The sequence below is a fragment of the Paenibacillus sp. Root444D2 genome, assembly GCF_001426375.1.
In the GTDB taxonomy this organism is placed as follows: Bacteria; Bacillota; Bacilli; order Paenibacillales; family NBRC-103111; genus Paenibacillus_E.
In genome coordinates, this window is record NZ_LMEO01000023.1 from 164050 (window position 1) to 186755 (window position 22706).

Genomic DNA, 22706 nt, shown 5'->3' on the forward strand with positions numbered 1-22706 from the left:
TAAATGTAGGAATAACTCACATAACCTTCCTCTTTTCTCGTTTTTAAAATAGATCTTACGGGAATTCTGTTCTTCAAACCGTCAGCTTTCCAACCTACAAGCTGACCTCATTTCTTTGTCCCTCTTTTTACGACTCCATGCTGATCGTTTCTAACTTATCCACAAAGTTACCCACAATATCAACATGTCCACAGAGCAGGCTGTGTATAATAAATCAGACATTCTATGCACATATCCACAGGACAAGTTACCCACAGCTAAGACGGCTTCTAACACGGAGAAGAACTCCTGCAGATTGACGCTATTGAGCGGATTCAGGGTATTTTCTTGGATGCTTTTCCCTTGTATGGCAAGTAGGTGTATGGTAACTTAGGTGCAAGGTTACATTAACTACCATATGGTTAAAAAGTTGTGGAGGTATTATGAAGAAAATTTTGAGCATTTATTTAACGGATCTTAGGAACTTGTGGAAAGTGCCCACAGGTCTTTTTCTTATGATTGCACTATCCATTTTACCGTCTGTGTATGCCTGGATTAATCTAGAGGCGATGTGGGATCCCTATGCCAATACGTCTGGTATCAAAATTGCTGTAACAAGCAAAGACCAAGGGGCAGTTGTCGAGGATAAATCCATTAATATCGGTAATGAAGTTGTGGATAATTTGAAAAATAATCATTCCCTGGGTTGGACGTTTGTTAACGAGCAGAAGGCTCTGAACGGTGTTGAGCGAGGGGATTATTACGCAAGTTTGATCATTCCGGACGATTTTTCGCGAAAAATAACGAGTATTGTGGATGGATCGATGGAAAAGCCAGAGATTTTATATACAGTAAATGAGAAAATCAATGCGGTTGCGCCCAAAATTACGAGCAAAGGCGCTTCCAGTGTGACTGCGCAAATCAGCGAAAATTTTATTAAAACGGTGAGCACGTCTGTATTGACGCGAATGAAAGAGCTCGGTATCGATTTGGAGAAAGAGCTGCCGACAATTCGGAATATGGAGTCAAGGATCTTTGAGTTGGAAAAGCGCTTGCCGGAGATTACGGCTATGGGAGATAAGGCGCTTGAGATTGAGCAGAAGCTGCCCGAAATCAAAGAGAAGGGGCAGAAAATCGTTGAGCTCGAGAAACGGATTCCCGAAATAGATCGGGCCGGAGATACGATTCTAAAAATTGAAGAGCGATGGCCAAAGATTGAATCTGCTGCGCAAGAAGTACTGGTCATTCAGCAGAAACTGCCGGAGATCCAGCGGGCCGCTGACCGTATCGCAGAACTGGATCAGAACTTCGGCAAAGTCGAAGAGGCTCTAAACACAGCGATTGATAAATCACGCAAGGCGGACGAAATTGTTACCGCGGCGCTAAATACTCTGCCTAAAATAGAGGCCATTGCTGCGCAAGGTGGTGCGTTTGCAACCCAATTGGCCAGCTTTTTACAAAATAATGATGCGGCGTTCCAAGCGCTTATCCCTGTCGTGAAGCAGAATTTGATCTTGCTTCAGCAGACTGCCGATGCGGTAACTCAGCTTACTGGCTTGCTCCAGGATGCTAATCTTGACCCGCAGAAAGCTTTGGCTGCTATAGGGCTGCTCACGGATCGCCTTACTGCGGGCGCGGCGGTCATCGACCGAACAGTTGACCTACTTACGCGTTTGAACACTTACTTACCGAATGGCCCGCTTACAGATTCCATAGACCGTTTGAACAATGTTAAAACCAAGTTCAATAACCAACTTCAAACGTTAAGTAAGATCCAATCGGCCATTCAGCGCGGGGAGAAGCCTGCGAAAGACCTTGTGGATAATTTGAACACATTGTCCAAAGAGGCGAGCAGCGCATTAGGCAATATCTTGTCGCGCTATGACTCGGAAATTGTTCCTAACATCACCAAAGCACTGGATCAGATGAAATCTATTGCCCAAAATTCAGCTGCTGTGCTGCAAACACTGCAGTCCCAATTGCCGAACATCAAAGAGATCTTAGTGGACGCCCAGAGCGGCATTCATTTCGCACAAGCTCAGCTCGATATGCTGCAAAAGGATCTGCCGAATATCCGCGCGAAGGTACATGAAGCGTCGACGACCCTTCAGACCAAAATGAACGAGTTCACCAACGCGATCAATGAAGCCGCGCCGTTCGTTCGCAATGATCTTCCCAAAGTCGAGCAAAAGCTGCATGAGGCAGCAGACTTTGTGCGCAATGATTTGCCGGCAGCTGAGGATGAAATCCGTAAATTGTCCGATCTGTACCAGACGAAATTTCCGGAGGTCGAGAGTGCCGTTCATTTAGCGGCCAACCTTGTGCGCAACGATCTGCCAGCATTTGAGGTGGCAGTCCGCAAGGCTGCGGATCAAATCCGTAAGGTAGAAGGCGGGGGCAGCATCGAAGAAATTCTGCGACTGCTGCAAAATGATATTCAGAAGCAAAGCGATTTCCTCGCGAATCCTGTGCTAATTAAAGAAGATAGGCGCTTCCCTATTCCGAACTATGGGTCGGCGATGTCGCCCTTTTATACAACGCTATCCCTTTGGGTAGGCGCTATGCTGCTTGTTTCGATGATGCGAGTAGATGTGGATAACCCGGACGGCCTGCTAAAGCCGCACCATATCTACTTTGGACGTATGCTCATCTTCCTGACGGTTGGATGTCTCCAAGCCATCATCGTCACGCTCGGCGATATATATCTCCTGGGCACATATGTTGTGGATAAGTTTTGGTTCATTATCTTTGCCATTCTCATCAGCAAAGTGTTCATAACCATCACGTATACATTAGTCTCCGTATTCGGGAACATTGGCAAAGGAATTGCGATCATCTTCCTTGTGCTTCAGTTTTCCAGCTCTGGAGGAACTTTTCCGGTTAGCACAGCATCGCCTTTTTTCCAAAAGCTTAACCCGCTCGTACCGTTCACTTATGCGGTAGGTGTCATGCGCGAGGCGGTTGGAGGCATGCTGCTCTCCGTGGTGCTTAGGGATGTGTTCTACCTCTGCGTGTTCATTGCGATTTGCTACGTCATTGCTCTGGCGCTGAAAAAGCCGCTCAGTGGCTATACTCAGAAAGTTGCGGAAAAAGCGAAGCAGACGAAGCTGATTTCTTGAAGATAGTTAGACGGCTTGCACTAGGCTAAGGGGAGGGGGGAGCTTTTGCTGAAAACATTATTACTGGCGGGTGCAATTTTGCATGCCACCCCTCCAAATATAGAGTTGTTTGACATTGATTTAGGCAAGGTTACGAAGACCGCTCCCTCATCTAAACAAATACAAGAGGATCATTTTGAAACAATTACCAATTGAACTCGTCTTTAGTTAAAAGGCGGTGTTAGTATGAATAAATTAATCATATGGATTGTTCTTCTTGTGTTTCTATTTCCCGCAAATACCTATGCGCTATCCTGTGCGCAAATGCCATCGATGGATCAGGCTTATGACCAATATGACGGTGTAATTATTGGGCATGTTGAGGGTGTAGTTCGCAAAAAGGAGAGTAATCAAATTCAATTAACCGTCGTAAAAAGCTATAAAGGTATTGAGGAACATACAATAAAAGTGGGCGAAGACATCACATGGGGATCACTTAATGGGCCAAGTGAGAAGGGTGTAAACTATCTCTTTTTTCTAAAAAAGAAAGGGGATGAATGGGTAAACCCGCTTTGCGCCCCATCCAAGAAGCTAGTCGACGCATCCAAAGAGCTCGACTATTTGAAAGATAAAGAGGTCCCCTTGAAAGAGGCTAAAGGTACAGCAGAATCTGTTACTTCCATAGGAGACCCTACGTCCAATCGCTGGATTATCATCGCCATCTTTGTTGGTTTGATCGGGGCAATCTTATATAGAATTCTACGTTATAGGAAGCGATTTTAGAGAAATAAATAAGCATTTACTTGCTTCACTAGCCTTTTCAGACTTGTGCATAGTCACAGGTCTTTTCTGTGCATGTTTCCTTTTTGCAAAAATAGAACTTAGACTTTGGTCTAGGTTTTTTCGCGACCTTTGGCTAACGAAAGACAGTACCTTAGTGCGTTAAGAAGTTAGTGGATCTCTTTTATAATGAAGATAACGTAAAGGAGAGCGAGGAATTGATGTGAAAAAAACTTCGTGGTGGTCGTATATAATGGCTTGCAGCGGCTTGCTATTGATCCCCCTAGTGGGTCTCATCTACATTCATCTGAATCAGGCGGACGGGGTGGCTTACAGCTTAGTTACTGATTTGGATCGGCAAATTCCGTTTATGAAGAGCTTCGTTATACCTTACCTGTCTTGGTATGGGTTTCTGTTGGTTGGGTTCCTATATTTGGCTTATAAGGATCGCAGCATGTACTATAAAACACTTTTTCAGTTCATAATGGGTCTTCTCCTGTGCTATGGGGTATATGCTATATATCAGACGACTGTTCCTCGGCCGGAGCTAACCGGAAGCGATTGGCTGCTGCGGATGGTACAGTGGGTGTATCGATCAGATCAACCGTTTAACTGTTTTCCAAGTACGCATGTGTTAACTTCGTATTTAATGATGAAAGCCTATTTAAGATCAACAACTATATCTTGGTCCTACAAAATAGCTGTTACGAGCATGTCACTGCTCATTATTGTATCGACGCTGCTCGTAAAGCAGCATGTTCTTCTGGATATCGTAGGTGCTGTACTGATTTCAGAGGGTGTCGTGTACGTTGTGGAACGTTTTAGAATTAGTTTGTTGAAAGATTCGGTGGCTGTGAATACGCAGCAGCGAAAGTTAGAAGGGGGACTTAGAAGATGAAACGTAGGGACAAACTATTAATCCTAACAGGCAGCCTAGGGGACGGGCATAATAAAGCAGCGCAAGCGATTCTGGAAGCTGCACGGTTTTATAAACCGGATGTAGACGTGAAAGTGGTTGATTTCCTAGAGTGGACGCATCCTTACCTGCATTCGGTGGGCAAATACTGCTATATGCAGTGGGTGAAAAGTCTGCCTTCAGTTTACGGGTATTTGTACCGCAAGACGCGAGAGGATAATACATTGTCCCATATGTTCAAAAAGATGAAATCGTTCAGCACCGATAGGATGCTGGAACTGCTGGACGAAGAGGAGCCGACGGAAGTGGTGTGCACCTTTCCAGGAGCGGCCGCGGCGATGTCGTACTTAAAATGTAATGGACTGACTACGGTGCCTACTGTGACAGTGATGACCGATTATACTGATCACAGTTACTGGGTTCATCCCGGTACGGATCGTTATCTGGTTGGTGCCGAGCATGTGAAGCAATCGCTTCTGCGTTACCGGATTCCGGAACAGCGTATTATGGTTACGGGTATTCCGATTCGAAGGCCTTTCACGCAAACGTATGATCGTAATGAGCTCCGTGATAAGCATGGATTGCATCGTGACATGCCTACTGTACTGGTAATGGGCGGCGGGCATGGTTTGATTGGCAAGCAGTTCAAGTCTGTGCTGCAATCAGATGATTTGGCGGTGCCGGTGCAGTTTGTATTCGTATGCGGACGCAACGAGAAGCTGAAGCAGCAGCTAGAAGAGGAGCTGGGCGGCGAGAAAACACGTCATCGCGTGATGGTCACAGGATTCGTGGATCATGTCCACGAGCTGATGGCTTTATCCGATCTGATTGTGACGAAGCCGGGAGGACTTACCGTATCCGAGGCGCTCGCACTCGAGCTACCGATGATGCTGTACAAGCCGATACCTGGTCAAGAGCAGGATAATGCGGCATTTCTTGTTGGCCTTGGAGCTGCGATTGAAGTAAAGAATGCCGTGGAGCTGAAAAGACAATTGCTTGAGGTTATCGCCAACCAGTCTTTGCTCGTGAGACTTAAGAAAAATGCAAAGCTTAGTCAGCAGAACCCAGATGCTCTTCACACGCTGAATGCGATATTGGATACTCACCATCATTTCATCCCTGCGCTAGATGGTCTGCAGCTAGCCTATGCAAATGTGTGATCCATTGGGCCATCAACAACGAATGTAAAGTTAGTATTGTTTTGGGAGTCCCTTTGTCCCTCTTTTTCCCCTTCGAAAAGCACCGTACTTTGGTTCAAAATGTACAGGTGCTTTTTTGTTGTCAAGTTTGGTGTCAATATGGGGAGTGTGGAGATTTTTCAGACTTAAATCTGTAGATGGGGGATTTACTTGACAAGTTGTTGTTGTCAATGTAAGTGGGGAACTCAGTGAAAATGGACGGCCTCTGACTGCTGCTGCTACTTGCGCTTCGCGCCGGACCGTGGCCAGCCACGAGGTCGCGCCATTGCCAGTACCACGGTCGGCGACAAGGCCAGCCCCACGGCCGGGACCATGGCCGGAACCATGACTGGCGCCAAGGCCAGTACCGTGGCCGGCACCACGGCCGAGAGCATGGCCGGAACCATGACTGGCGCCAAGGCTAATGCCGTGGCCAGCACCGTGGCCAGCGCCACGTCCGGCGAAAGGCCAGCATCACGGCCGGAACCATGACTGGCGCCAAGGCCAGTACCGTGGCCGGCACCACGGCCGGCGAAAGGCCAGCCCCACGACCGGGACCATGGCCGGAACCATGACTGGTGCTAAGGCTAGTACCGTGGCCGGCACCACGGCAGTACCGTGGCCAGTAGCATGGCCAGCGCCACGGCCCAACGCCGAGCAACTCCGCACCCTTGATGCTCATATACTATACGATCTTATTTATCCTCATGCATCGTGACCACGATGTCTTGCTCGTAATTTCCAAATTGCTTGCCGAACAAAGTGATACCGCCGCAGTTTGTGGAGTCTTCTAAGGATGCAATTCGAAAATGGATGTCTTTTGCGAAAGAAATATTTAAGTCTTGGATGGTAATGTCGGAAATCTTCGTTCCGTCCAAGAAAGAGCCTTGCGGATTGACGGTTATGATTTTCAAAAGACCGTGCTGAGTGAAACCATTTCCCCACCAATCCGGGGATAACACGCCTCTTTGCTTGCCAAAATCACCAGGACTCGTCCACTGACCTAGGGGAGTTTCGTTGATAAAAAAAGAAATATCAGATGGCCAATTCTCGTTAAACCCCGGGGCCTCGGAACAGATTTCAAAAGAAATTTCCATCGAGCGAAGCTTCTGATTACTATGAAAAAAGTTAGGGATTCTATATTCGACATAGCCGCTCCCGAACCAGAGGATGCCGGCATGCACATGCTGGGGATCCGCGAAATATCTGGGGTCATCAATGACGCCAATGATTTGGGTAGGCGAAGCAAGACCGCACGTAGGCCTCACTTCGAAAGATGAGTATTGGCCAACCGGAATTGAAATCGTATTCGTCGGATGTTCATATGGTCTCTTTGCTTTGAACTGAAGTATCGCAAGCTCTAGCTGCAGATAACATACTTTCTGTGTCCCGCGAACACCGGTCATACTTTCGGACGTAACAATTCCGGCTTGTTCTAGCTTCTGTATATGCTTAGTCACAATAGCGGATGAAATCTCCAGGCGCTGTGATAATTGCTTGATATTCAAAGGTTCTTCACCCAGCAGCTCAATGATTTTCACTCGCGTCTCCGAGGAGAAACATTCTAGGAAGTACATATTTTTGGTCGAAACCTCAATTTGCATAGTGGAACCTCACTCTAATGTTTTTATTCATTGTATAACTTGAAGGTTAATTAAACAACGTTAAAACAGTATTTAAACAGCGTGCTCTACTCAACTTGCACTACATTGTTGCATTTTGTGCATCTTAGCAGAGTACAGCGGCGTTTTGCTCAACTCCGACGCCTAACTAAGATCTCCCACTCGCCGGAATGTTGTATTTTTTGCAACAATTCGGCGGTTTCCTTGGGCAAATTGGCTTTTTGTTGTACCGCGTTAGTATTAATGCATCAGACTCAAGCGACTAAATCAAATGCTGCCATGCACCTTCCTTCAGCTCATAGTAACAGGTATATTTGCCGCTCGTTATTGAGCGAAGGATGCCCTTTTCGACTAAACGATACAGCCATTTACGGGCTGTACGAAAATTTACGTCACTATTCAGGATGATGTCTTTGGGACGAATCGGCTTTCCAAGGTTTACTGCTAACCTAAGGACTTCCTTTTCTTCTGGAGAGATAGAAGTGGCTGCTAAATTGCGGAGGAGATGAGGTCCGATTACTAGCTGGAGCAGCATACGGCATACCTCGGGCCGGCTCTGGATATCATCGAAGGAGAAATGAATCATTGTCCATCCCATTCCTGTGAGGAATGTATCTCGGTTCAGAGCGTAACTGAATTTCTCGCGGTCCATATCTTTAATATGGCTTTGATAGCCGTCGCACTCAATTCCAAAACGACCGAATGGGGTGAGGAAAGCAAAGTCGAGGAATTGCGATTTGCGATTCCAGTCGTAGATCTCATATTCCGGATGCAGGTTGTCGAAGTTTCCGAATATCGGCCACCATACTTGCTGTAGCAGCAGCTTTTCTGCATAGTTGTGCCCCCTAATTAAACGTCCCTTTCTTTCACCGCTTCTGCGAGAGTGATGGCTTTCTATGAACGATTGATGTGCTTGTTCAAATGGCATTTGGCAAAAGCCTCCTTATAAAAGAATAAAAAACGCCCTTGCGCCACATGGCTCAAGGACGTTCTTCGTCTGGTAAACATTATAACATTTTCTTGTAGATAAGTGAAAAGACTCTTGCAGAGCGTGTAAGCATTCACTAACAGGGCATCTTTTTAATTTTCTATCCCAGCGCTTTACAAGAATCGCGCTCAATGAGTTTTCCATAGATGGAAATCTTCGCAGGGCTTCCGCCGAAGTCAATTTTGCGAATAAGAAAATCCACGGCTTCATAGCCGAGCTGTTCCCTCTGCACTTGGATCGTCGTTAAGCGAGGGGCGATCATTTGAGCTGCTTCAATGTCGCAAAACCCAACAACAGAGATATCCTCCGGCACCTTGTAGCCTTTGGAAATAAGGGTTTGGATGAAGGAAATCGCAATGCGATCATCTGCACAAAACCAAGCTGTTGGCATGGAAGTCATCGCATCGAGATGATCTGCTAACTGGGCGGGGGTGGAATTTAGCGCCTCCAGTTTCGTATCGATTGCCAGCCCTGCATCAGACAGGGCATTTTGGTACCCGGACCAGCGTTCTTTGAAGCTCTTCGATTTATTAATCTCACCTATAAAACCTATCTGCTTGTGACCTTTGTCGATAAGATGGGTGACGATTTTGTAAGCCTCTTCGGCATTCGCTGTCACAACAGCGTCAAGCTGTAAGCCATCGTAATAATGATCCACCGTAACGAGGGGAATTCCCAAGTCAAAAAGCATTCGAACATAGTTAAGATGAAGGACACCAACGAGTAATAGGCCATGAATATCAATTTCATGATAAAGCTCCGGCAGGATGAGTTGATCCTCCATCTCTTGTGTGACACCGCAGATGATGGCGTTGTAGCCACTTTCTTTGGCTCTTTTTTCTATGGACCAGAACACTTCGTAGTAGAAGATTTTATCATTACGAATGTTTTCAGGGATTAAGACGAGCTGGTTGCCGCGTTTCTTTTTCGTTTTTGTATCTGTTCGGTAGTTCAACTGATTAGCTGCTTCGAAAATACGATAGCGCAATTCTTCGCTGACGCCAGCTTTATTATTAAGGGCCAAGGAGACGGCATTCTTGGAAATGCCCAACTTATCGGCGATGTCTTGCATGGAGGTTTTCGAGTTCATTTATGTATGGCCCCTTGAGAAGTATGTAGATCCTGTTTATATTCTATAATTATATATGTTTTTGTAAAGTTGAGTCAATTCGATAATCAATTTACAAAATAGATATTGTCAATGTCGTTGTCTAGAGCATTAGCTTCTATTAATGAATTCCTCAAGTACATCTAACTTTACAGATGAAAGCGGTCCTGAATTATCGAAATAGAGAATCGAAGAGGGATCAATTACCCATTTGATTTCTCTGCGAACGAGCGACTGGCTAAATTGCTTCCAGTTGTCCAGTTTCCAAACATCCAAAGCGGAGCCTCTAGACTGTATACGTTCTTGGTAGGCATTCTCGCTTGGTAAATAGACAAAAACAGCCCTAACGCACACATCGTTAATCGTAGCACCAATATTCGAAAGTTCCTTTTCCAGCCATAGTGGATCTGCCAGTTCTTTGGTGAAAGGTCCGACTACGATGGCATCCAATCCTAGCTCGAGATTCTCAAGTGCAGCATCCATCGTTATGCGGTATCCCAAATCGCGACAGTATGTCTTGTATGTGGGGGAATCCCGGTCGTTCGGGTCTTGTCCAGCAAGGGTCATGATCGCTTCTGCCGCTGGCCGGAGCAGCGTATCCATGTCAAGGAAAGCTCCGCCGTGCTTGCGTGCCCATGCTTTGGCGAGTGTCGTTTTCCCTGCACCGGCAGGACCTATGAAAAATATGAGTTTTCGCATGCCTAACCTCCGAATAATGATTCCTTTTAAGGGGGATTTGTACGAATATTGTAACATATGGGGCTCAAATCACATGAAATTCAGCAAACGTTCAGCTAATATTAAGGTTCTATTAAGGTTTAAGCCATATTTACTTCACACTTATAAAGTAAAATACATACCACAGGGGGCTAAAAACCATACTGGAAGGAAAGATAGAGATGAAAAATAAAAATAAACCACTTGTCGGAAGTGGAAATAAAACAGCAGCCCTTTCTTTGTCAGCAACTGGAACCCAACATAAACAAGTTCATATTTTGAACAAATCGATTCCACAAATGACCATCAATTCTGATAGTATTTCTGAAAAAAAGGCTAATGATTGGCCTACCCAAGGTTGGAAAACATCTACACCAGAGGCGCAAGGGATGAACTCGGCTGGGCTAGCCAAAATGCTCGAAGTTTTTCGCGACCAGCAGGTACATAGTGTGGCGGTTATTCGTAACGGACATTTGGTTGCTGAAGCTTATAATGAGAGTACCCAAGCTGACTTGCCGCAAGATGTGAAGTCCGTGACCAAAAGCGTGACGTCCGCCTTGATCGGTATTGCCTTGTCTGAGCGTAAGCTGATAAGTCTGGATCAAAGGCTTGCTGCTTTTTTTCCTGAACTAGAAAGTGATCCACTGAAGTCAAAGATTATGTTAAAGCATTTACTTAATATGACCTCGGGGCTAGCGTGGAACAATGAAAATGAACAATCCTCTACCGAAATGATGTACTCATCGGACTGGGTGCAAAATGTGCTGGAACGTCCGGCTAAGAACCAGCCTGGTGCAATGTTTAATTACAGCAATGGTGATGCACATCTTCTGTCCGCTGTACTGCAAAAGGTAACGGGTGAGTCCATGTTTGACTATGCCAAATCCCGCCTGTTCGAGCCGCTCGGTATAACAGATGTAAACTGGAATCATGATCCCGGGGGCTGCACGATTGGGGCTTGGGCTCTGGCTTTAACGTTAAGAGACATGGCCAAAATTGGCTATCTATATCTGAAGGAAGGCCAATGGGAAGACAAGACTATTTTTCCGAAGTCATGGGTCCGGGAGTCAGTGACTAAGCGCATATTCCTCAATTACAGTAATGGTACACAAGGCGGTTACGGCTATTATTGGTGGTCCAAGCCTTTGGCTCAGGGGCTAGTCAGAGGAAGCAAAAAGCAGCATGAAGTGTTCTATGCATCTGGTTCAGGCGGAAGACGCATATTTGTCGTGCCTGATCTGCAATTAGTCGTTGCAGCTACAGCGCATTCGGCGGATGTGGACATGCCGGAACAACTGTTGAACCAGGTGGTTCAAGCGATTAGATCGGATAAGCCGATTCAAGAGAATTCGGATGCTTTTGCTGGGTTGGGTCAGGCTATTGAGGCTTTTAAGATGGGATTAAAGTAGTAGATTAGATAAAGCTAAAATAGAAATAACGAAGGAGCTGCCGTGACAGCTCCTTTTTGCTTTTGCAAATTAAGTGAGTGGTAGTCGTAAGAGTGCAGGGATATAATGGAATTTATTGAATGATTAAAGAGCAATAATTATAAAAGAACTGAGGACAATATATGAAAGCTCCTTTTAAGGAAATTTTAAAATCGGAAGATGAAATCAGAGAACTAATAGGCTTTCCAAGTGACCTTGTAAAGCGAAAAGTAATTAACAGTCTAGATAAACATTGTCAGGATTTAATAGGTTTATCACCTTTATTATTTTTATCGACTTCAGATGAGCACGGTTATTGTGATGTTTCACCAAGAGGAGATGCTCCCGGTTCGGTACTTGTTCTTAATGAAAAATATTTTGTTATTCCAGAAAGACCTGGGAACCGCAGGATTGATTCACTAAGAAATATATTATCTAATCCTCATGTTGGAATCATATTTATCATTCCCGGGCTGGAAGAAACATTAAGAATTAATGGGCGAGCATTTGTGATTAAAGATGAAGGAATTCTGAAGCAGATGAAAGCCAAGGAAAAATACCCTTTATTAGGAATTGGAGTAGAAGTTGAAGAATGCTTCATTCATTGTGCTAAAGCATTCAAACGTTCTGGTATTTGGGATAGTAAGTCTTGGGCAGTAGAGGACTCTTTACCATCAATTCCAAGAATATTGTCAGAACATGTGAATTCAACTCCATATACCATTGAAGTAATCACTAAGGGATTACAAGAGAGCTATGAGAAGAGACTGTATTAAAGAAGATAATTTAAAATAATATGAGGTGGAATTATGCTGGATGAATTCACAAAGAAACGATTGGAAAATATTTTGCAGGCATATATTGAGAAGAAAATTCCCAAACATTTAAACAACCAGATTCGGATGGTGTATAAATTTAGAGGGAATAATGTGACACTCATCGAGGAAAGAGAACCCTATATGGGCACGGAATGGACGCAATATGATATTGCGCAGTTCAGATTAGAATCAAATGTATGGAAGGTTTATTGGAGAGACAGTAGGGACAAGTGGCACTGGGTTGATTATATCGATCCCGATAGTAATTTTGAAAAACAATTACAATTAGTTGATCAGGACAATACAGGCGTGTTTTGGGGATAAAGATTGCGAAAGTTTGATGACCCGCGACAAGGCATTTATAGAACTGAGGTAACCCATGAGGAGAATAATTTGTCTTATTCTTTCTGTATTCGTACTATCAGGTTGTCATACATACACTCTTCAAGACGCAAAGAAGAATGGAGATATTATTGTAGGTCATCTGGGGCCAACGAACTTTGAAAAGATTGATTCTTTTATTACAGATTTTGAAAATCAGAAAGCATCAAAACTAAGAATTACTAGTTACTCAGAGGAAGGGGATCCAATATTAAGTGATCTCATTTATGATGGGAAGCAAATTAACTATATATTTGATGATTCAAGAGATAAACATGGTGGAATTCAAAAAGGGAAAGATAAAACCTCGTGCAATAAAATTGAGAAGAGAAGTGTAACGAGAGAGGGCAGTATTAAAGGATTTGAATATATCTTAACGGGTTGTAAGGAGATTATTGGTTTCCACTCGGGCGATAAAAATGAAATTTTCTTAATGTTTAAAGCGCAATAATTGTTTCGTGGTCTGTATCCCTCAAGCTCCCTCAAAGGGGCTTTTTTTTGTTCCCGAGGCAAGATGTAGTAATATAGGAAGAACAGCAAGAAGAAGGGGAGTTTATTCGTGGGTATAAAAAGTTTTACGGATTATAATTTGAGTGAAGATATCGTACGGGCGCTTCAAAGCTTAGGATACGAGCAGCCGACAGATGTGCAGAATGAAGTGATTCCTATCGCGCTGCAGGAGAAGGATCTCACGGTTAAGTCACGTACTGGGAGTGGGAAGACGGCGGCGTTCGGCATACCGATTTGTGAGTTGGTGGAGTGGGAAGAGAACAGGCCGCAGGCGCTGATTTTGACACCGACGAGAGAGCTGGCCGACCAAGTGAAGCAGGATATCACGAATATCGGGAGATTCAAGCGGATTAAAGCGGTGGCTCTGTATGGGAAGCAGCCTTTTGCCAAGCAGAAGATTGAGCTGCACCAGAAGTGCCATGTTGTTGTTGGGACACCGGGCCGGGTGCTGGATCATATCCAGAAAGGGACGCTGGACCTGGAGCGGCTGAAGTATCTAGTCATCGATGAAGCGGATGAGATGCTGCGGATGGGCTTCATTGAGCAGGTGGGAGCAATTATTGATGAGCTGCCAACGGATCGCATGACGATGTTATTTTCAGCGACACTCCCGAATGATGTGGAACAATTATGCCATCGATACATGCATAACCCTATTGATATTGAGATTCAAACGCCGGAGGCGTCCAAGGTTCAGATTGAGCATTCTATCATAACGGTTCGAGAAAACGATAAATTTAATGTGCTTAAGGATGTTTTCGTGGTGGAGAATCCTGATAATTGCATCATTTTCTGCCGGACGCAAGAGCATGTCGACTACTTATATAGACAGTTGGAGCAGCTAGACTATCCGTGCGACAAAATCCATGGAGGCATGATGCAGGACGATCGATTCCTAGTCATGAATGCTTTTAAAAGAGGGGAATTCCGTTTCTTAATTGCCACGGATGTCGCGGCACGAGGGATTGATGTGGAGGATATCACGCACGTCATTAACTACGATCTTCCGCTTGAAAAAGAAAGCTATGTCCACCGAATCGGAAGAACTGGACGTGCGGGGAAGACGGGCAAGGCGATTACGTTTGTTACGCCAAATGAGGACAAGTTTTTAGCTGATATTGAAGGCTATCTTGGATTCGAAATACCGAGAAATGACGCTCCAACGGTGGAAGAGGTTGCTCTTGGACAACCGGCTTTTGATCAGAAAATGCAGGCTACACCGGTCATTAAGAGAGATAAAAGTGACCAATTGAATAAGGGAATCATGAAGCTCTATTTTAACGGTGGCAAAAAGAAAAAGATTCGGGCTGTAGACTTTGTGGGAACCCTGGCCAAAATTGAAGGTGTGACGGCTGACGATATTGGTATCATTACGATTCAGGATAATGTTTCGTATGTGGATATTTTGAATGGTAAGGGCCCGCTGGTGCTCAAAATCATGAGGAATACGACGATTAAAGGCAAGCTGCTCAAGGTGCATGAAGCGAATAAGTAAGATCGACGATCCGGTTAGCCTCTTAGGCTTATCGGATTTTTTGCCGTTAGAGTTGACCACCGCCATGCGTTATTGCTACAACGCAATCTCAGAATTCTCGCGCGCAAGGAGAAAGGGGCAAAGAGGATTTTAGTCTGCCTTTTCTCTGCTAACAGGAGCGAAAGTTGTACAGCGTACAACAATTTCGGTGGTTTCTTCCCATACAAGCTCAAGATGTTGTATGCTGTACAACAATTTAGCCGCGTTTCTTTCAAAAGAGCTGCTTTTGGGAAAATATGTTGTATTATTTGCAATAATCGTAGGGATAACGTGGATTAGCCAGCCTAATGTTGTACAAAATACAATATTGCTTGGAGGAAACATTGCTGGACCCCCTACAAGCGCGGTTTGGGCTTTGGAGGATTCATTCGGCAGTAGGTGGGGGTCCTACGGACCCTGCGAAAGGACCCTAAACCGGTTAGAAGGTCCAGAACTGGTCAAAAAGGGGACTCAACCAAAAGGGCATCGTAAGACATAGATCCTACCCACAGGTTAAAATTTTACCCAAAGGGGTCAATTATTTGACTTACCGATCCTTCTCTACCAAGGTAGACTAGAGAAAACACGACATGGGGTGAATTACATGGCTACCAAAATACATTCACAAGCAGGCACTATTCCCTCCGTACAAGTGAAGCGGAAGCGGTCCATGCAGCAGGTGCGCGAGGATCTGGTCGGATACGCATTCGTCAGTCCCATGATACTTGGCTTATTTATTTTTACACTATTTCCAATCGTAGCTTCCTTTTTCCTCAGTTTTACGAATTGGAACTTTGTTGCCGGATTTTCTAAAGTGAAATTTCTCGGCTTAGATAACTTTGTTAAGCTTGTGCACGACAGCGTATTTCTTCTATCACTCAAAAATAACCTGATTCTTATGATTGTAGTGCCGTTAACTTTGATTTTTTCGCTCGTTCTGGCGGTTATCATTGATAAGAAAATTCATTTTAAAGACTTCTTTAAAGTTGTTTATTTCATTCCTTACATCTCAAGTGTTGTTGCTGTAGCGATTGTGTTTCAGGTATTGTTCCACCCAACCTATGGGCCGATTAATCAAATATTAATCGACTGGGGGATAGCGAACCCGCCAAAATGGCTAGCTGATCCGGATTTTGCTTTATATTGTGTAATGGGACTTATGATCTGGGTGAGTATCGGATATAACATGATTATATTTATGGCCGGTTTGCAGTCGATTCCGAACGATCTTTATGAGGCAGCAGACATTGACGGCGCATCGAAGTTGAGACAATTTTTCAGCATAACTGTGCCGCTCTTATCACCAACCACATTCTTCTTACTCGTAACAGGAATTATAGGGACATTTAAAGCGTTCGACGTTATTTCCGTTCTAACAGGCGGCGGTCCTGCGAATTCAACCAGTGTGGTCGTATATCGTTTGTATGAAACAGCTTTCGTAAATCTACAATCCGGCTATGCCTCCGCGATGGCTATTGTGCTGCTGGTCTTTGTCCTCCTGATTACACTCGTTCAGTGGTTTGGACAACGTAGATGGGTCAATTACTAGAGAAGAAGGAGGAGTAACCGATGGACAAGTTTAAAAATGTTAAAAAAACGCTGCTAACTATACTCATGTTTATTATAGGTATATTGTTCATGTCTCCCTTCTTATGGATGATATCCGCATCTATGAAGCCGGAAGCAGATGTGTTTCTATATCCCATTCAGTGGATCCCTAAGCATTGGAATTTGATTGAAAATTATAAAACGGTGTGGTCGACGAAGTTCTCCCTTTATTACTGGAATTCTATCAAGGTTTCCGTTTTGACTACGGCGCTTTCTGTCCTGCTTTCCTCCATGGCAGCCTATGCCTTCTCGAAGATCAAGTTTCGCGGCCGTCATATGCTCTTCGTTCTCGTGTTGGCGATCTATATGATCCCCAGTCAAGCGATTCTCGTTCCGCAGTTTCTATTGTTTCGCTGGATGGGCTTGTTCGATAGTCACTTTGGTCTAATTTTGCTTGGCTCCTTCAGTGTTCTCGGGACTTTCATGCTTCGCCAGTTCTACATGGGCATTCATGAGGAGTTTATCGAGTCAGCGCGAATGGATGGAGCGGGTCATGTCCGAATCTTCTTCTCTATCTGTACACCGCTTGTACGTCCGGCGATCGCTACTTATGCGATTCTGCGTTTTATCTGGACATGGAACGACTACCAGAACCCGCTTATTTTCTTGAGAACGAAAGATTTATTCACACTGCCTCTCGGCATCAGATCCTTTGCTGATTTAAATGGAGAGTTCTATTCACTCATCATGGCTGCTTCTGTATCGGCAATCGTCCCTTTACTCATTATTTTCATCATTGGGCAAAAGCAAGTTATCGAGGGAATCTCGACGGGTGGGGTTAAAGGTTAAGGGTTAAAAGGTCAAAAAATGAGTGCATGAGGTTAAAATAGTGCCTCGTGTGCTCCAAACAAGTTTGTTACGATCGATCATGTAAAGGTTTTCAAAATAACGAATACAACTTGGAGGGGTTCCTATGAAAAAGAGTTTATTAGTACTAAGCGGTATCCTAGTGATCAGTACTGTACTTGCAGGCTGTGGCAAAGGAGAGACACCAGCAGCGGATAATGGTAAGGATGCAGCAGCAACGGCTAAAGCTCCGGTTACAATTAAAGTACAAGGATGGTACACCGAGGCTCAAGGGAACTGGAACGCGACTGTTGAAGCTTACAATAAAACGCACCCGAACGTAAAAGTTGTTTATGAAAGCATGTCCGAGAAGGGCGATTCTCAAGAAGGGATGAAAAAGCTTGATCTATTAGCTGCTTCCGGTGAGCAAATGGACGTTGTTATGTACTCAAGCGCACCCGAATTCGCTCAACGCATAGGAGCAGGTATCTTGGAGCCCCTTGATGATTATTTGAAGAAAGATAATATTGTTGTTAAAGATGAATATAAACTTGATCCAGTCGTAAACGGCAAATATTATGCTCTGCCCGGTAAAATGGCTGAATGGTTCGTTCTATTGAACAAAGATAAGTTGGATGAAGCGAAACTGCCCGTGCCAACAGAGTGGACCTGGGATGAATATGCGGAGTATGCTAAGAAATTGACCAAGGGTGAAGGCGCAGCCAAGCAGTACGGATCCTACTTCCATAATTGGAAAGAATACGCGGAATTGGCGCTGAACAGCGACATGGATAACGCTTACCTTGTGAAACCTGACGGTACACAGAATATCGATAATCCAAAGGTTCGTTACTCCCTCGATTTACGTAACAAGATGGAAAATGTGGACAAAACATCCGTTCCTTACTTTGAAGTTGTATCGCAGAAAATGGCTTACCGTGACGTTTTCTATGCTGGTAAAACAGCGATGTTAGCAACAGGTAACTGGATGGTAGGAGAACTGGCGCTGAATGCGAAATTTAAGACAGTGTTTGCTCCATATCCGAAGTACGACGCGAAAGATGCGAACGGTCTAACAATTGGAGGCGCGGACTTCGTGGGTGTTGCAGCAAATTCCAAGAATAAGCAAGCGGCATATGACTTTGTGAAATGGTATACGACGGAAGGAATTCAAACACAGGGTCTGTTCTTCTCTGGTTGGAAGAAAGCTGATTTGGCTAAGAATGTAGATTCGATTCTGAAAAATGGTAAACCTGAACAAGCTGCTATGATCGATAAGGACTCATTGCTCGCTACGTTGAAAGTAAATAAAGCAACGAAGCTTGTTATTCCTCCGACATATGCCCTGCAGCAAGAGAAGGAATTCTTAACGCAAGTTGAGCTGTTCTTGACAGGCAAACAGGATCTGGAGAAAACGATTCAAACCGCAAAAACAAAAATTGAAGATATCCGTAAGAGCAATGCCAAGTAGTTATTAACGAACAGCGCACCAATCCTGATATAATGAAAGAGGAGGCCTAGGGCTCCTCTTTTTCCCATTTCTTGATTCAACCGAAAGGCAGGAGAGTGCAGTGCCGAGCTGGCTTCGTACCTTATCACTACGTAATAAATTGGTGCTGACGATTCTGATTTGTCTCGTTCTCCCTTCCATCGTTTCCATGAACGTCTCCAGTCTGTTAACACGGGATGCCGTGAGGTCGCAAGTGGCTGATAACTCGCAGGAATCGATGCGGATCGTCAATCAAATCGTAAACGGACAAATGAAAAATATGCTTTATGTGATGAATTTCATTCAATTTGATGAGGATCTGCAGCCTTCTATTCGGGAGTTAGGCCGGGCAAATGATCAGACAGATAAAGGCGATGTCGTGGCTTATAAACAAACGATAATCAAGAGAATCTCAACGGTCATCAACTCATTTGGTAATTTGTACGTCACACTGCTTTTGCCCAATGGCGAGTATGTTGCTTCGTATTCAACCTTTGCTTTTAACCCGAATGAATTCTTGCAAAAAAGTTGGTTTAGCGATGTGGAGAAGGCGTCCGGTTATAATGTCAAATGGATAGGCGCTGAACCCAATTATAGTCAAGCAACCAATCAACCTTATTTATTGGCAGCAGCAAAACCGCTGCGTACAAATGGACTAACGTACGGTTATGTGGTTGTTGGACTGGAATTAAGCACAATCCAACAGTTATTTGATCAATATAAAAACAATGAATCGATGGTCATTTTGGACGGTCAGGGGCGTATTCTGGTTGATAAAGACTCCAGCACAATTGGTAAACCATTTCCATACTATGATCAACTTCCGGTGCAGGATGGATCATCGTTTCTAAAGGTAGATGGAGAAGATTACATATTGCATAGCAATCATTTAACACCCGAATGGAAGCTTGTTAATATGAGTCCTTATAAAAGCGCTGCCCACAAAATTGAGTCGTTCCGAAAGACTGATTTTCTGATTCAGTTATTCTTTTTAATCCTATTCGCTGTAGTGCTCCTTTATATGGTGCGGGCGCTTACGAAACCAATTGCGCGGCTCGTCCAAACCGTAGTCCGCATTGAATCCGGTCAACTGAGTGAGCGATCCAACATCAGCGGGGGAGATGAAGTAGGGCGGCTTGGCTATGTATTCGACCGAATGATCGACCGCATTGAACGGATGTTAGAGGAGAACCGCCGCGAACAAGAATTAAAGCGTAAAGCAGAGTTAGCGATGCTGCAGGCGCAAATTAACCCGCATTTTTTATTTAACGTGCTTAATTCCATCCGTTTGAAAATCATGATGAAGGGTGATTCTGAGAATGCGGAACTAATCAGTTCATTGTCATCACTGTTGCGTATGACGATCAACCGCAACAACGAATACATTTCGCTGCATGAAGAGATTGAGATCAACGAACATTACATTCGACTTTTAAATTCTCGGCACGGTGATCGGGTACAACTGCACATTTCTGCGGCTTCAGACACCCTTCTTTTTGAAATACCTCGGTTTTTATTACAACCGCTAATTGAGAACGCTTATATACATGGGCTTAAAAGTAAGTCAGGGGAAATTACCATAGCCTCGAGGATTTGTGAGGATGGGAGGCTGCAAGTGGAGGTTCGAGATTCGGGTGTCGGAATGCCCCCTGAACGACTAGCTGCGCTGCGCAATCATTTGGATGACGCTCCTACCCACCAAATTCAAGAAACTAGCAGCCCATCCTTGTCAGGCATTGGTATACACAATGTATTTGAAAGACTTCGATTAATATATGGTCATCGTTTCGATTATGAAATCGAAAGCGGACCAGATCAGGGAACGCAGATTGTGCTGCGATTTCCTCAACAGGCAGGAAAGGAGGGTTAACCATGTACTCCGTTATTATTGTGGATGATGATTTACCTGTGCTTGAATTTCTGAAGACTTCAATTAAGTGGGCAGAATTAGGGTATACGTTGACGGGAGCTTACGAGAATCCACTGGATGCGCTAGAAGCAGGACGCCAGGAAAAGACGGATGTGCTTATCAGCGATATTGGCATGCCTGGCATGAATGGGCTGGAGCTCATTGGGCGTCTGCGCGAGGTCCATCCTCATATGAAGGCAGTTATTCTATCCTGTCACGATGATTTTCACTTTGCGCAAACCGCGATGAAGCTGTCGGTAAGCGAATATATCTTGAAGGAAACGATGAATGTTGGCAATATTTCCGAGTTGCTGGGAAGGCTGAAGGAACAACTGGACGCGGAAATCCAAGTATTGTCGAAGAGCCGCAAGCTCGAGAAGGAGGTGTATCAACATCGCGGTGCATCCAAGCGTCAATTTATCCGCAGTACGGTGAATGAGCCTTTGTTAGATGCGAAAGAGTGGACGCTGAAAGCGGAAGGATTCGGTATTCGACTTGGAAAACAAGGCGTACTACCAGTCTTTGGTTACGCGAATCGTGTGAAGGAGGCAGACAATCGCTTTCAATCCAAGGATCTGTTTGAATACACCATCCAGAATATTGTGGAAGAGCTGCTAGTCGATCAGAAGGAGACAGCACTTTTCACTTACGATACAGGAGAATTTGTTTTGTTGTTTCCACATTATTCAGAGCTTCACGTCAACAACAGCCTGAAAGTGGAGCAGACACTAAGACAGCTGCAAAGCAGCTTGCAGCAATACACGAAGCTTTCATTTACCTTTCTAACGGGAAGTCCAGTCAAAGATGCACGATCCATGAAAGACCAGTTGATTCGAATGGTCGAAGGGAAGAATCTGCGATTTTATTTGCCGGAGTCATCTATCATTAAATTGGGTCATGTCAGAGATGGATTCGAGGACGGAGGGTTGCTACTAGCACAGTACTCCGAAGCATTGGATGAGTTTCGGAGTGTTGTTTTCGATGAGCGATTGGATATGATCGATGGGTTTGTCTCGAAGTGGATAGATTTTATCCAATACAACCGATTTCGCCCGATGGAAGTAAAGGAGTGGCTGCTGAAGATGATTCTCGACGTACGGATGCGGCTCAAGTCGCTGCAGCATTACCAGTCAACCTTCTCTTCAGAGCTCTTGCATCATGATGTTCATGAATTGTCGTCCCTCCGTGAGCTTGAGCTATGGCTCAAAGACTACCTTCAGCAGGCTATTCAATGGGCAGGTCAGGTATATCGCGAGTCTCACAACCGAGAGATTTTAGAGTGTCAACGATTTGTATATAATCATCTGCATATGAAAATATCCCTCGAAGATGCAGCAACCCATCTTCATCTGCATCCAAGCTATTTAAGCCGATTGTTCAAGCGGGAAACCGGAGAGAATTTCATTGAATACGTCACACGGCTGAAGATGGAAAAAGCGAAGGAGCTTTTAGAAATCACGGATAAGAGCATTGAACAAATTTCCGATATGCTGGGCTACGAGAATAAGAATTATTTCGGAAAGCTGTTCAAAGCGCATACGGGTTTTGTGCCAAATGCTTATCGTGGACAAACGAAAGCGAATCAGCCGACTTAACGGAGAAGAAACAGACTTGTTCATATGCGAACAAGTCTGTTTTTTTGGAAAAATAAGATACCCCCATAACGATGCTCGGTCCGGTACTTTGAGCGGTGTTTGTAAACAAACGGATACATCAGTCCCGGTCTTTAGTGAAGAAGTGCGATTTTGTGCGCTGAGCGAGGCTGCAATGATGTTTTTCATCGTTACAGATGCGAGGGGGAAATGAAATCGTGTCTGTAACGATGTTTTGCATTCTTACAAACGAGAAAAAAAGCAATTTTGAGCGCTGAGCGAGGCTG

19 protein-coding genes are annotated in these 22706 nt (G+C 44.5%); 15 read left to right on the plus strand and 4 right to left on the minus strand.

The window, feature by feature from the left end; all coding sequences use genetic code 11:
- Window positions 1-422 precede the first annotated feature (422 nt).
- From ASD40_RS14930 to ASD40_RS14945, 5 genes are all read left to right on the plus strand, one after another.
- Window positions 423-3098 carry a YhgE/Pip domain-containing protein gene (locus tag ASD40_RS14930; protein WP_057304034.1) on the plus strand — a complete coding sequence of 892 codons (2676 nt, stop codon included), beginning with the start codon at window positions 423-425 and terminating at the stop codon, window positions 3096-3098.
- Between the two features lie 45 nt (window positions 3099-3143).
- Window positions 3144-3293, plus strand: coding sequence for a hypothetical protein (locus ASD40_RS37200; protein ID WP_156390018.1), 150 nt, complete (start codon window positions 3144-3146; stop codon window positions 3291-3293).
- 30 nt (window positions 3294-3323) lie between these two features.
- Complete coding sequence (locus ASD40_RS14935) at window positions 3324-3860, plus strand: hypothetical protein (protein WP_057304035.1); 537 nt, start codon at window positions 3324-3326, stop codon at window positions 3858-3860.
- 220 nt (window positions 3861-4080) lie between these two features.
- Window positions 4081-4755: a phosphatase PAP2 family protein gene (locus ASD40_RS14940; protein ID WP_156390020.1), complete on the plus strand. Its 675-nt coding sequence runs from the start codon at window positions 4081-4083 to the stop codon at window positions 4753-4755.
- Entirely contained in the window at window positions 4752-5933 is a 1182-nt protein-coding gene (locus tag ASD40_RS14945; RefSeq protein ID WP_057304036.1) for an MGDG synthase family glycosyltransferase, read from the plus strand. The genes ASD40_RS14940 and ASD40_RS14945 overlap by 4 nt, the downstream gene beginning before the upstream one ends.
- A gap of 713 nt (window positions 5934-6646) precedes the next feature.
- On the opposite strand, the gene ASD40_RS14955 is transcribed toward ASD40_RS14945, so the two are convergent.
- The 4 genes from ASD40_RS14955 to ASD40_RS14970 all read right to left on the minus strand — a co-directional run bounded on the left by ASD40_RS14955 (window position 6647) and on the right by ASD40_RS14970 (window position 10368).
- Window positions 6647-7555, minus strand: a complete 909-nt coding sequence (locus ASD40_RS14955) for an ArsR/SmtB family transcription factor (protein WP_057304038.1) — start codon at window positions 7553-7555, stop codon at window positions 6647-6649.
- 280 nt (window positions 7556-7835) lie between these two features.
- Window positions 7836-8501, minus strand: a complete 666-nt coding sequence (locus ASD40_RS14960) for a hypothetical protein (protein WP_057304039.1) — start codon at window positions 8499-8501, stop codon at window positions 7836-7838.
- A gap of 160 nt (window positions 8502-8661) precedes the next feature.
- Window positions 8662-9651, minus strand: coding sequence for a LacI family DNA-binding transcriptional regulator (locus tag ASD40_RS14965; protein WP_057304040.1), 990 nt, complete (start codon window positions 9649-9651; stop codon window positions 8662-8664).
- A gap of 129 nt (window positions 9652-9780) precedes the next feature.
- Complete coding sequence (locus ASD40_RS14970) at window positions 9781-10368, minus strand: AAA family ATPase (RefSeq protein ID WP_057304041.1); 588 nt, start codon at window positions 10366-10368, stop codon at window positions 9781-9783.
- Window positions 10369-10568: 200 nt separating this feature from the next.
- On the opposite strand from ASD40_RS14970, the gene ASD40_RS14980 reads away from it, so the two are divergent.
- The 10 genes from ASD40_RS14980 (at window position 10569) to ASD40_RS15030 (ending at window position 22422) form a co-directional block, all read left to right on the plus strand.
- Complete coding sequence (locus tag ASD40_RS14980; protein WP_057304043.1) at window positions 10569-11795, plus strand: serine hydrolase domain-containing protein; 1227 nt, start codon at window positions 10569-10571, stop codon at window positions 11793-11795.
- A gap of 161 nt (window positions 11796-11956) precedes the next feature.
- Window positions 11957-12589 carry an MSMEG_1061 family FMN-dependent PPOX-type flavoprotein gene (locus ASD40_RS14985; RefSeq protein WP_057304044.1) on the plus strand — a complete coding sequence of 211 codons (633 nt, stop codon included), beginning with the start codon at window positions 11957-11959 and terminating at the stop codon, window positions 12587-12589.
- Window positions 12590-12622: 33 nt separating this feature from the next.
- Window positions 12623-12955, plus strand: a complete 333-nt coding sequence (locus ASD40_RS14990) for a DUF3024 domain-containing protein (RefSeq protein ID WP_057304045.1) — start codon at window positions 12623-12625, stop codon at window positions 12953-12955.
- 55 nt (window positions 12956-13010) lie between these two features.
- A complete protein-coding gene (locus tag ASD40_RS14995; RefSeq protein WP_057304046.1) occupies window positions 13011-13463 on the plus strand; it encodes a DUF4362 domain-containing protein in 453 nt (150 codons plus the stop codon).
- 108 nt (window positions 13464-13571) lie between these two features.
- The gene (locus ASD40_RS15000) at window positions 13572-15017 is read left to right on the plus strand and encodes a DEAD/DEAH box helicase (RefSeq protein ID WP_057304047.1); all 1446 of its coding nucleotides are present in this window, start codon (window positions 13572-13574) and stop codon (window positions 15015-15017) included.
- A 622-nt stretch (window positions 15018-15639) separates the two neighbouring features.
- Window positions 15640-16584: a carbohydrate ABC transporter permease gene (locus tag ASD40_RS15010; RefSeq protein ID WP_057304049.1), complete on the plus strand. Its 945-nt coding sequence runs from the start codon at window positions 15640-15642 to the stop codon at window positions 16582-16584.
- A gap of 20 nt (window positions 16585-16604) precedes the next feature.
- Window positions 16605-17432: a carbohydrate ABC transporter permease gene (locus ASD40_RS15015; protein WP_057304050.1), complete on the plus strand. Its 828-nt coding sequence runs from the start codon at window positions 16605-16607 to the stop codon at window positions 17430-17432.
- A gap of 124 nt (window positions 17433-17556) precedes the next feature.
- A complete protein-coding gene (locus tag ASD40_RS15020) occupies window positions 17557-18900 on the plus strand; it encodes an ABC transporter substrate-binding protein (RefSeq protein WP_057304051.1) in 1344 nt (447 codons plus the stop codon).
- Window positions 18901-19000: 100 nt separating this feature from the next.
- Window positions 19001-20788: a cache domain-containing sensor histidine kinase gene (locus tag ASD40_RS15025; protein ID WP_057304052.1), complete on the plus strand. Its 1788-nt coding sequence runs from the start codon at window positions 19001-19003 to the stop codon at window positions 20786-20788.
- A 2-nt stretch (window positions 20789-20790) separates the two neighbouring features.
- Window positions 20791-22422 (plus strand): response regulator transcription factor, encoded by a 1632-nt coding sequence (locus ASD40_RS15030; protein WP_057304053.1) that lies wholly within the window; start codon window positions 20791-20793, stop codon window positions 22420-22422.
- Window positions 22423-22706 lie beyond the last annotated feature (284 nt).

What these genes read in the sequence shown, in the direction of transcription:
- ASD40_RS14930 (WP_057304034.1), top strand. Translation starts at nt 423, where the DNA reads ATGAAGAAAATTTTGAGCATTTATTTAACGGATCTTAGGAACTTGTGG.
- ASD40_RS14935 (WP_057304035.1), top strand. Translation starts at nt 3,324, where the DNA reads ATGAATAAATTAATCATATGGATTGTTCTTCTTGTGTTTCTATTTCCC.
- ASD40_RS14945 (WP_057304036.1), top strand. Translation starts at nt 4,752, where the DNA reads ATGAAACGTAGGGACAAACTATTAATCCTAACAGGCAGCCTAGGGGAC.
- ASD40_RS14955 (WP_057304038.1), bottom strand. Translation starts at nt 7,555, where the DNA reads ATGCAAATTGAGGTTTCGACCAAAAATATGTACTTCCTAGAATGTTTC.
- ASD40_RS14960 (WP_057304039.1), bottom strand. Translation starts at nt 8,501, where the DNA reads ATGCCATTTGAACAAGCACATCAATCGTTCATAGAAAGCCATCACTCT.
- ASD40_RS14965 (WP_057304040.1), bottom strand. Translation starts at nt 9,651, where the DNA reads ATGAACTCGAAAACCTCCATGCAAGACATCGCCGATAAGTTGGGCATT.
- ASD40_RS14970 (WP_057304041.1), bottom strand. Translation starts at nt 10,368, where the DNA reads ATGCGAAAACTCATATTTTTCATAGGTCCTGCCGGTGCAGGGAAAACG.
- ASD40_RS14980 (WP_057304043.1), top strand. Translation starts at nt 10,569, where the DNA reads ATGAAAAATAAAAATAAACCACTTGTCGGAAGTGGAAATAAAACAGCA.
- ASD40_RS14985 (WP_057304044.1), top strand. Translation starts at nt 11,957, where the DNA reads ATGAAAGCTCCTTTTAAGGAAATTTTAAAATCGGAAGATGAAATCAGA.
- ASD40_RS14990 (WP_057304045.1), top strand. Translation starts at nt 12,623, where the DNA reads ATGCTGGATGAATTCACAAAGAAACGATTGGAAAATATTTTGCAGGCA.
- ASD40_RS14995 (WP_057304046.1), top strand. Translation starts at nt 13,011, where the DNA reads ATGAGGAGAATAATTTGTCTTATTCTTTCTGTATTCGTACTATCAGGT.
- ASD40_RS15010 (WP_057304049.1), top strand. Translation starts at nt 15,640, where the DNA reads ATGGCTACCAAAATACATTCACAAGCAGGCACTATTCCCTCCGTACAA.
- ASD40_RS15015 (WP_057304050.1), top strand. Translation starts at nt 16,605, where the DNA reads ATGGACAAGTTTAAAAATGTTAAAAAAACGCTGCTAACTATACTCATG.
- ASD40_RS15020 (WP_057304051.1), top strand. Translation starts at nt 17,557, where the DNA reads ATGAAAAAGAGTTTATTAGTACTAAGCGGTATCCTAGTGATCAGTACT.
- ASD40_RS15030 (WP_057304053.1), top strand. Translation starts at nt 20,791, where the DNA reads ATGTACTCCGTTATTATTGTGGATGATGATTTACCTGTGCTTGAATTT.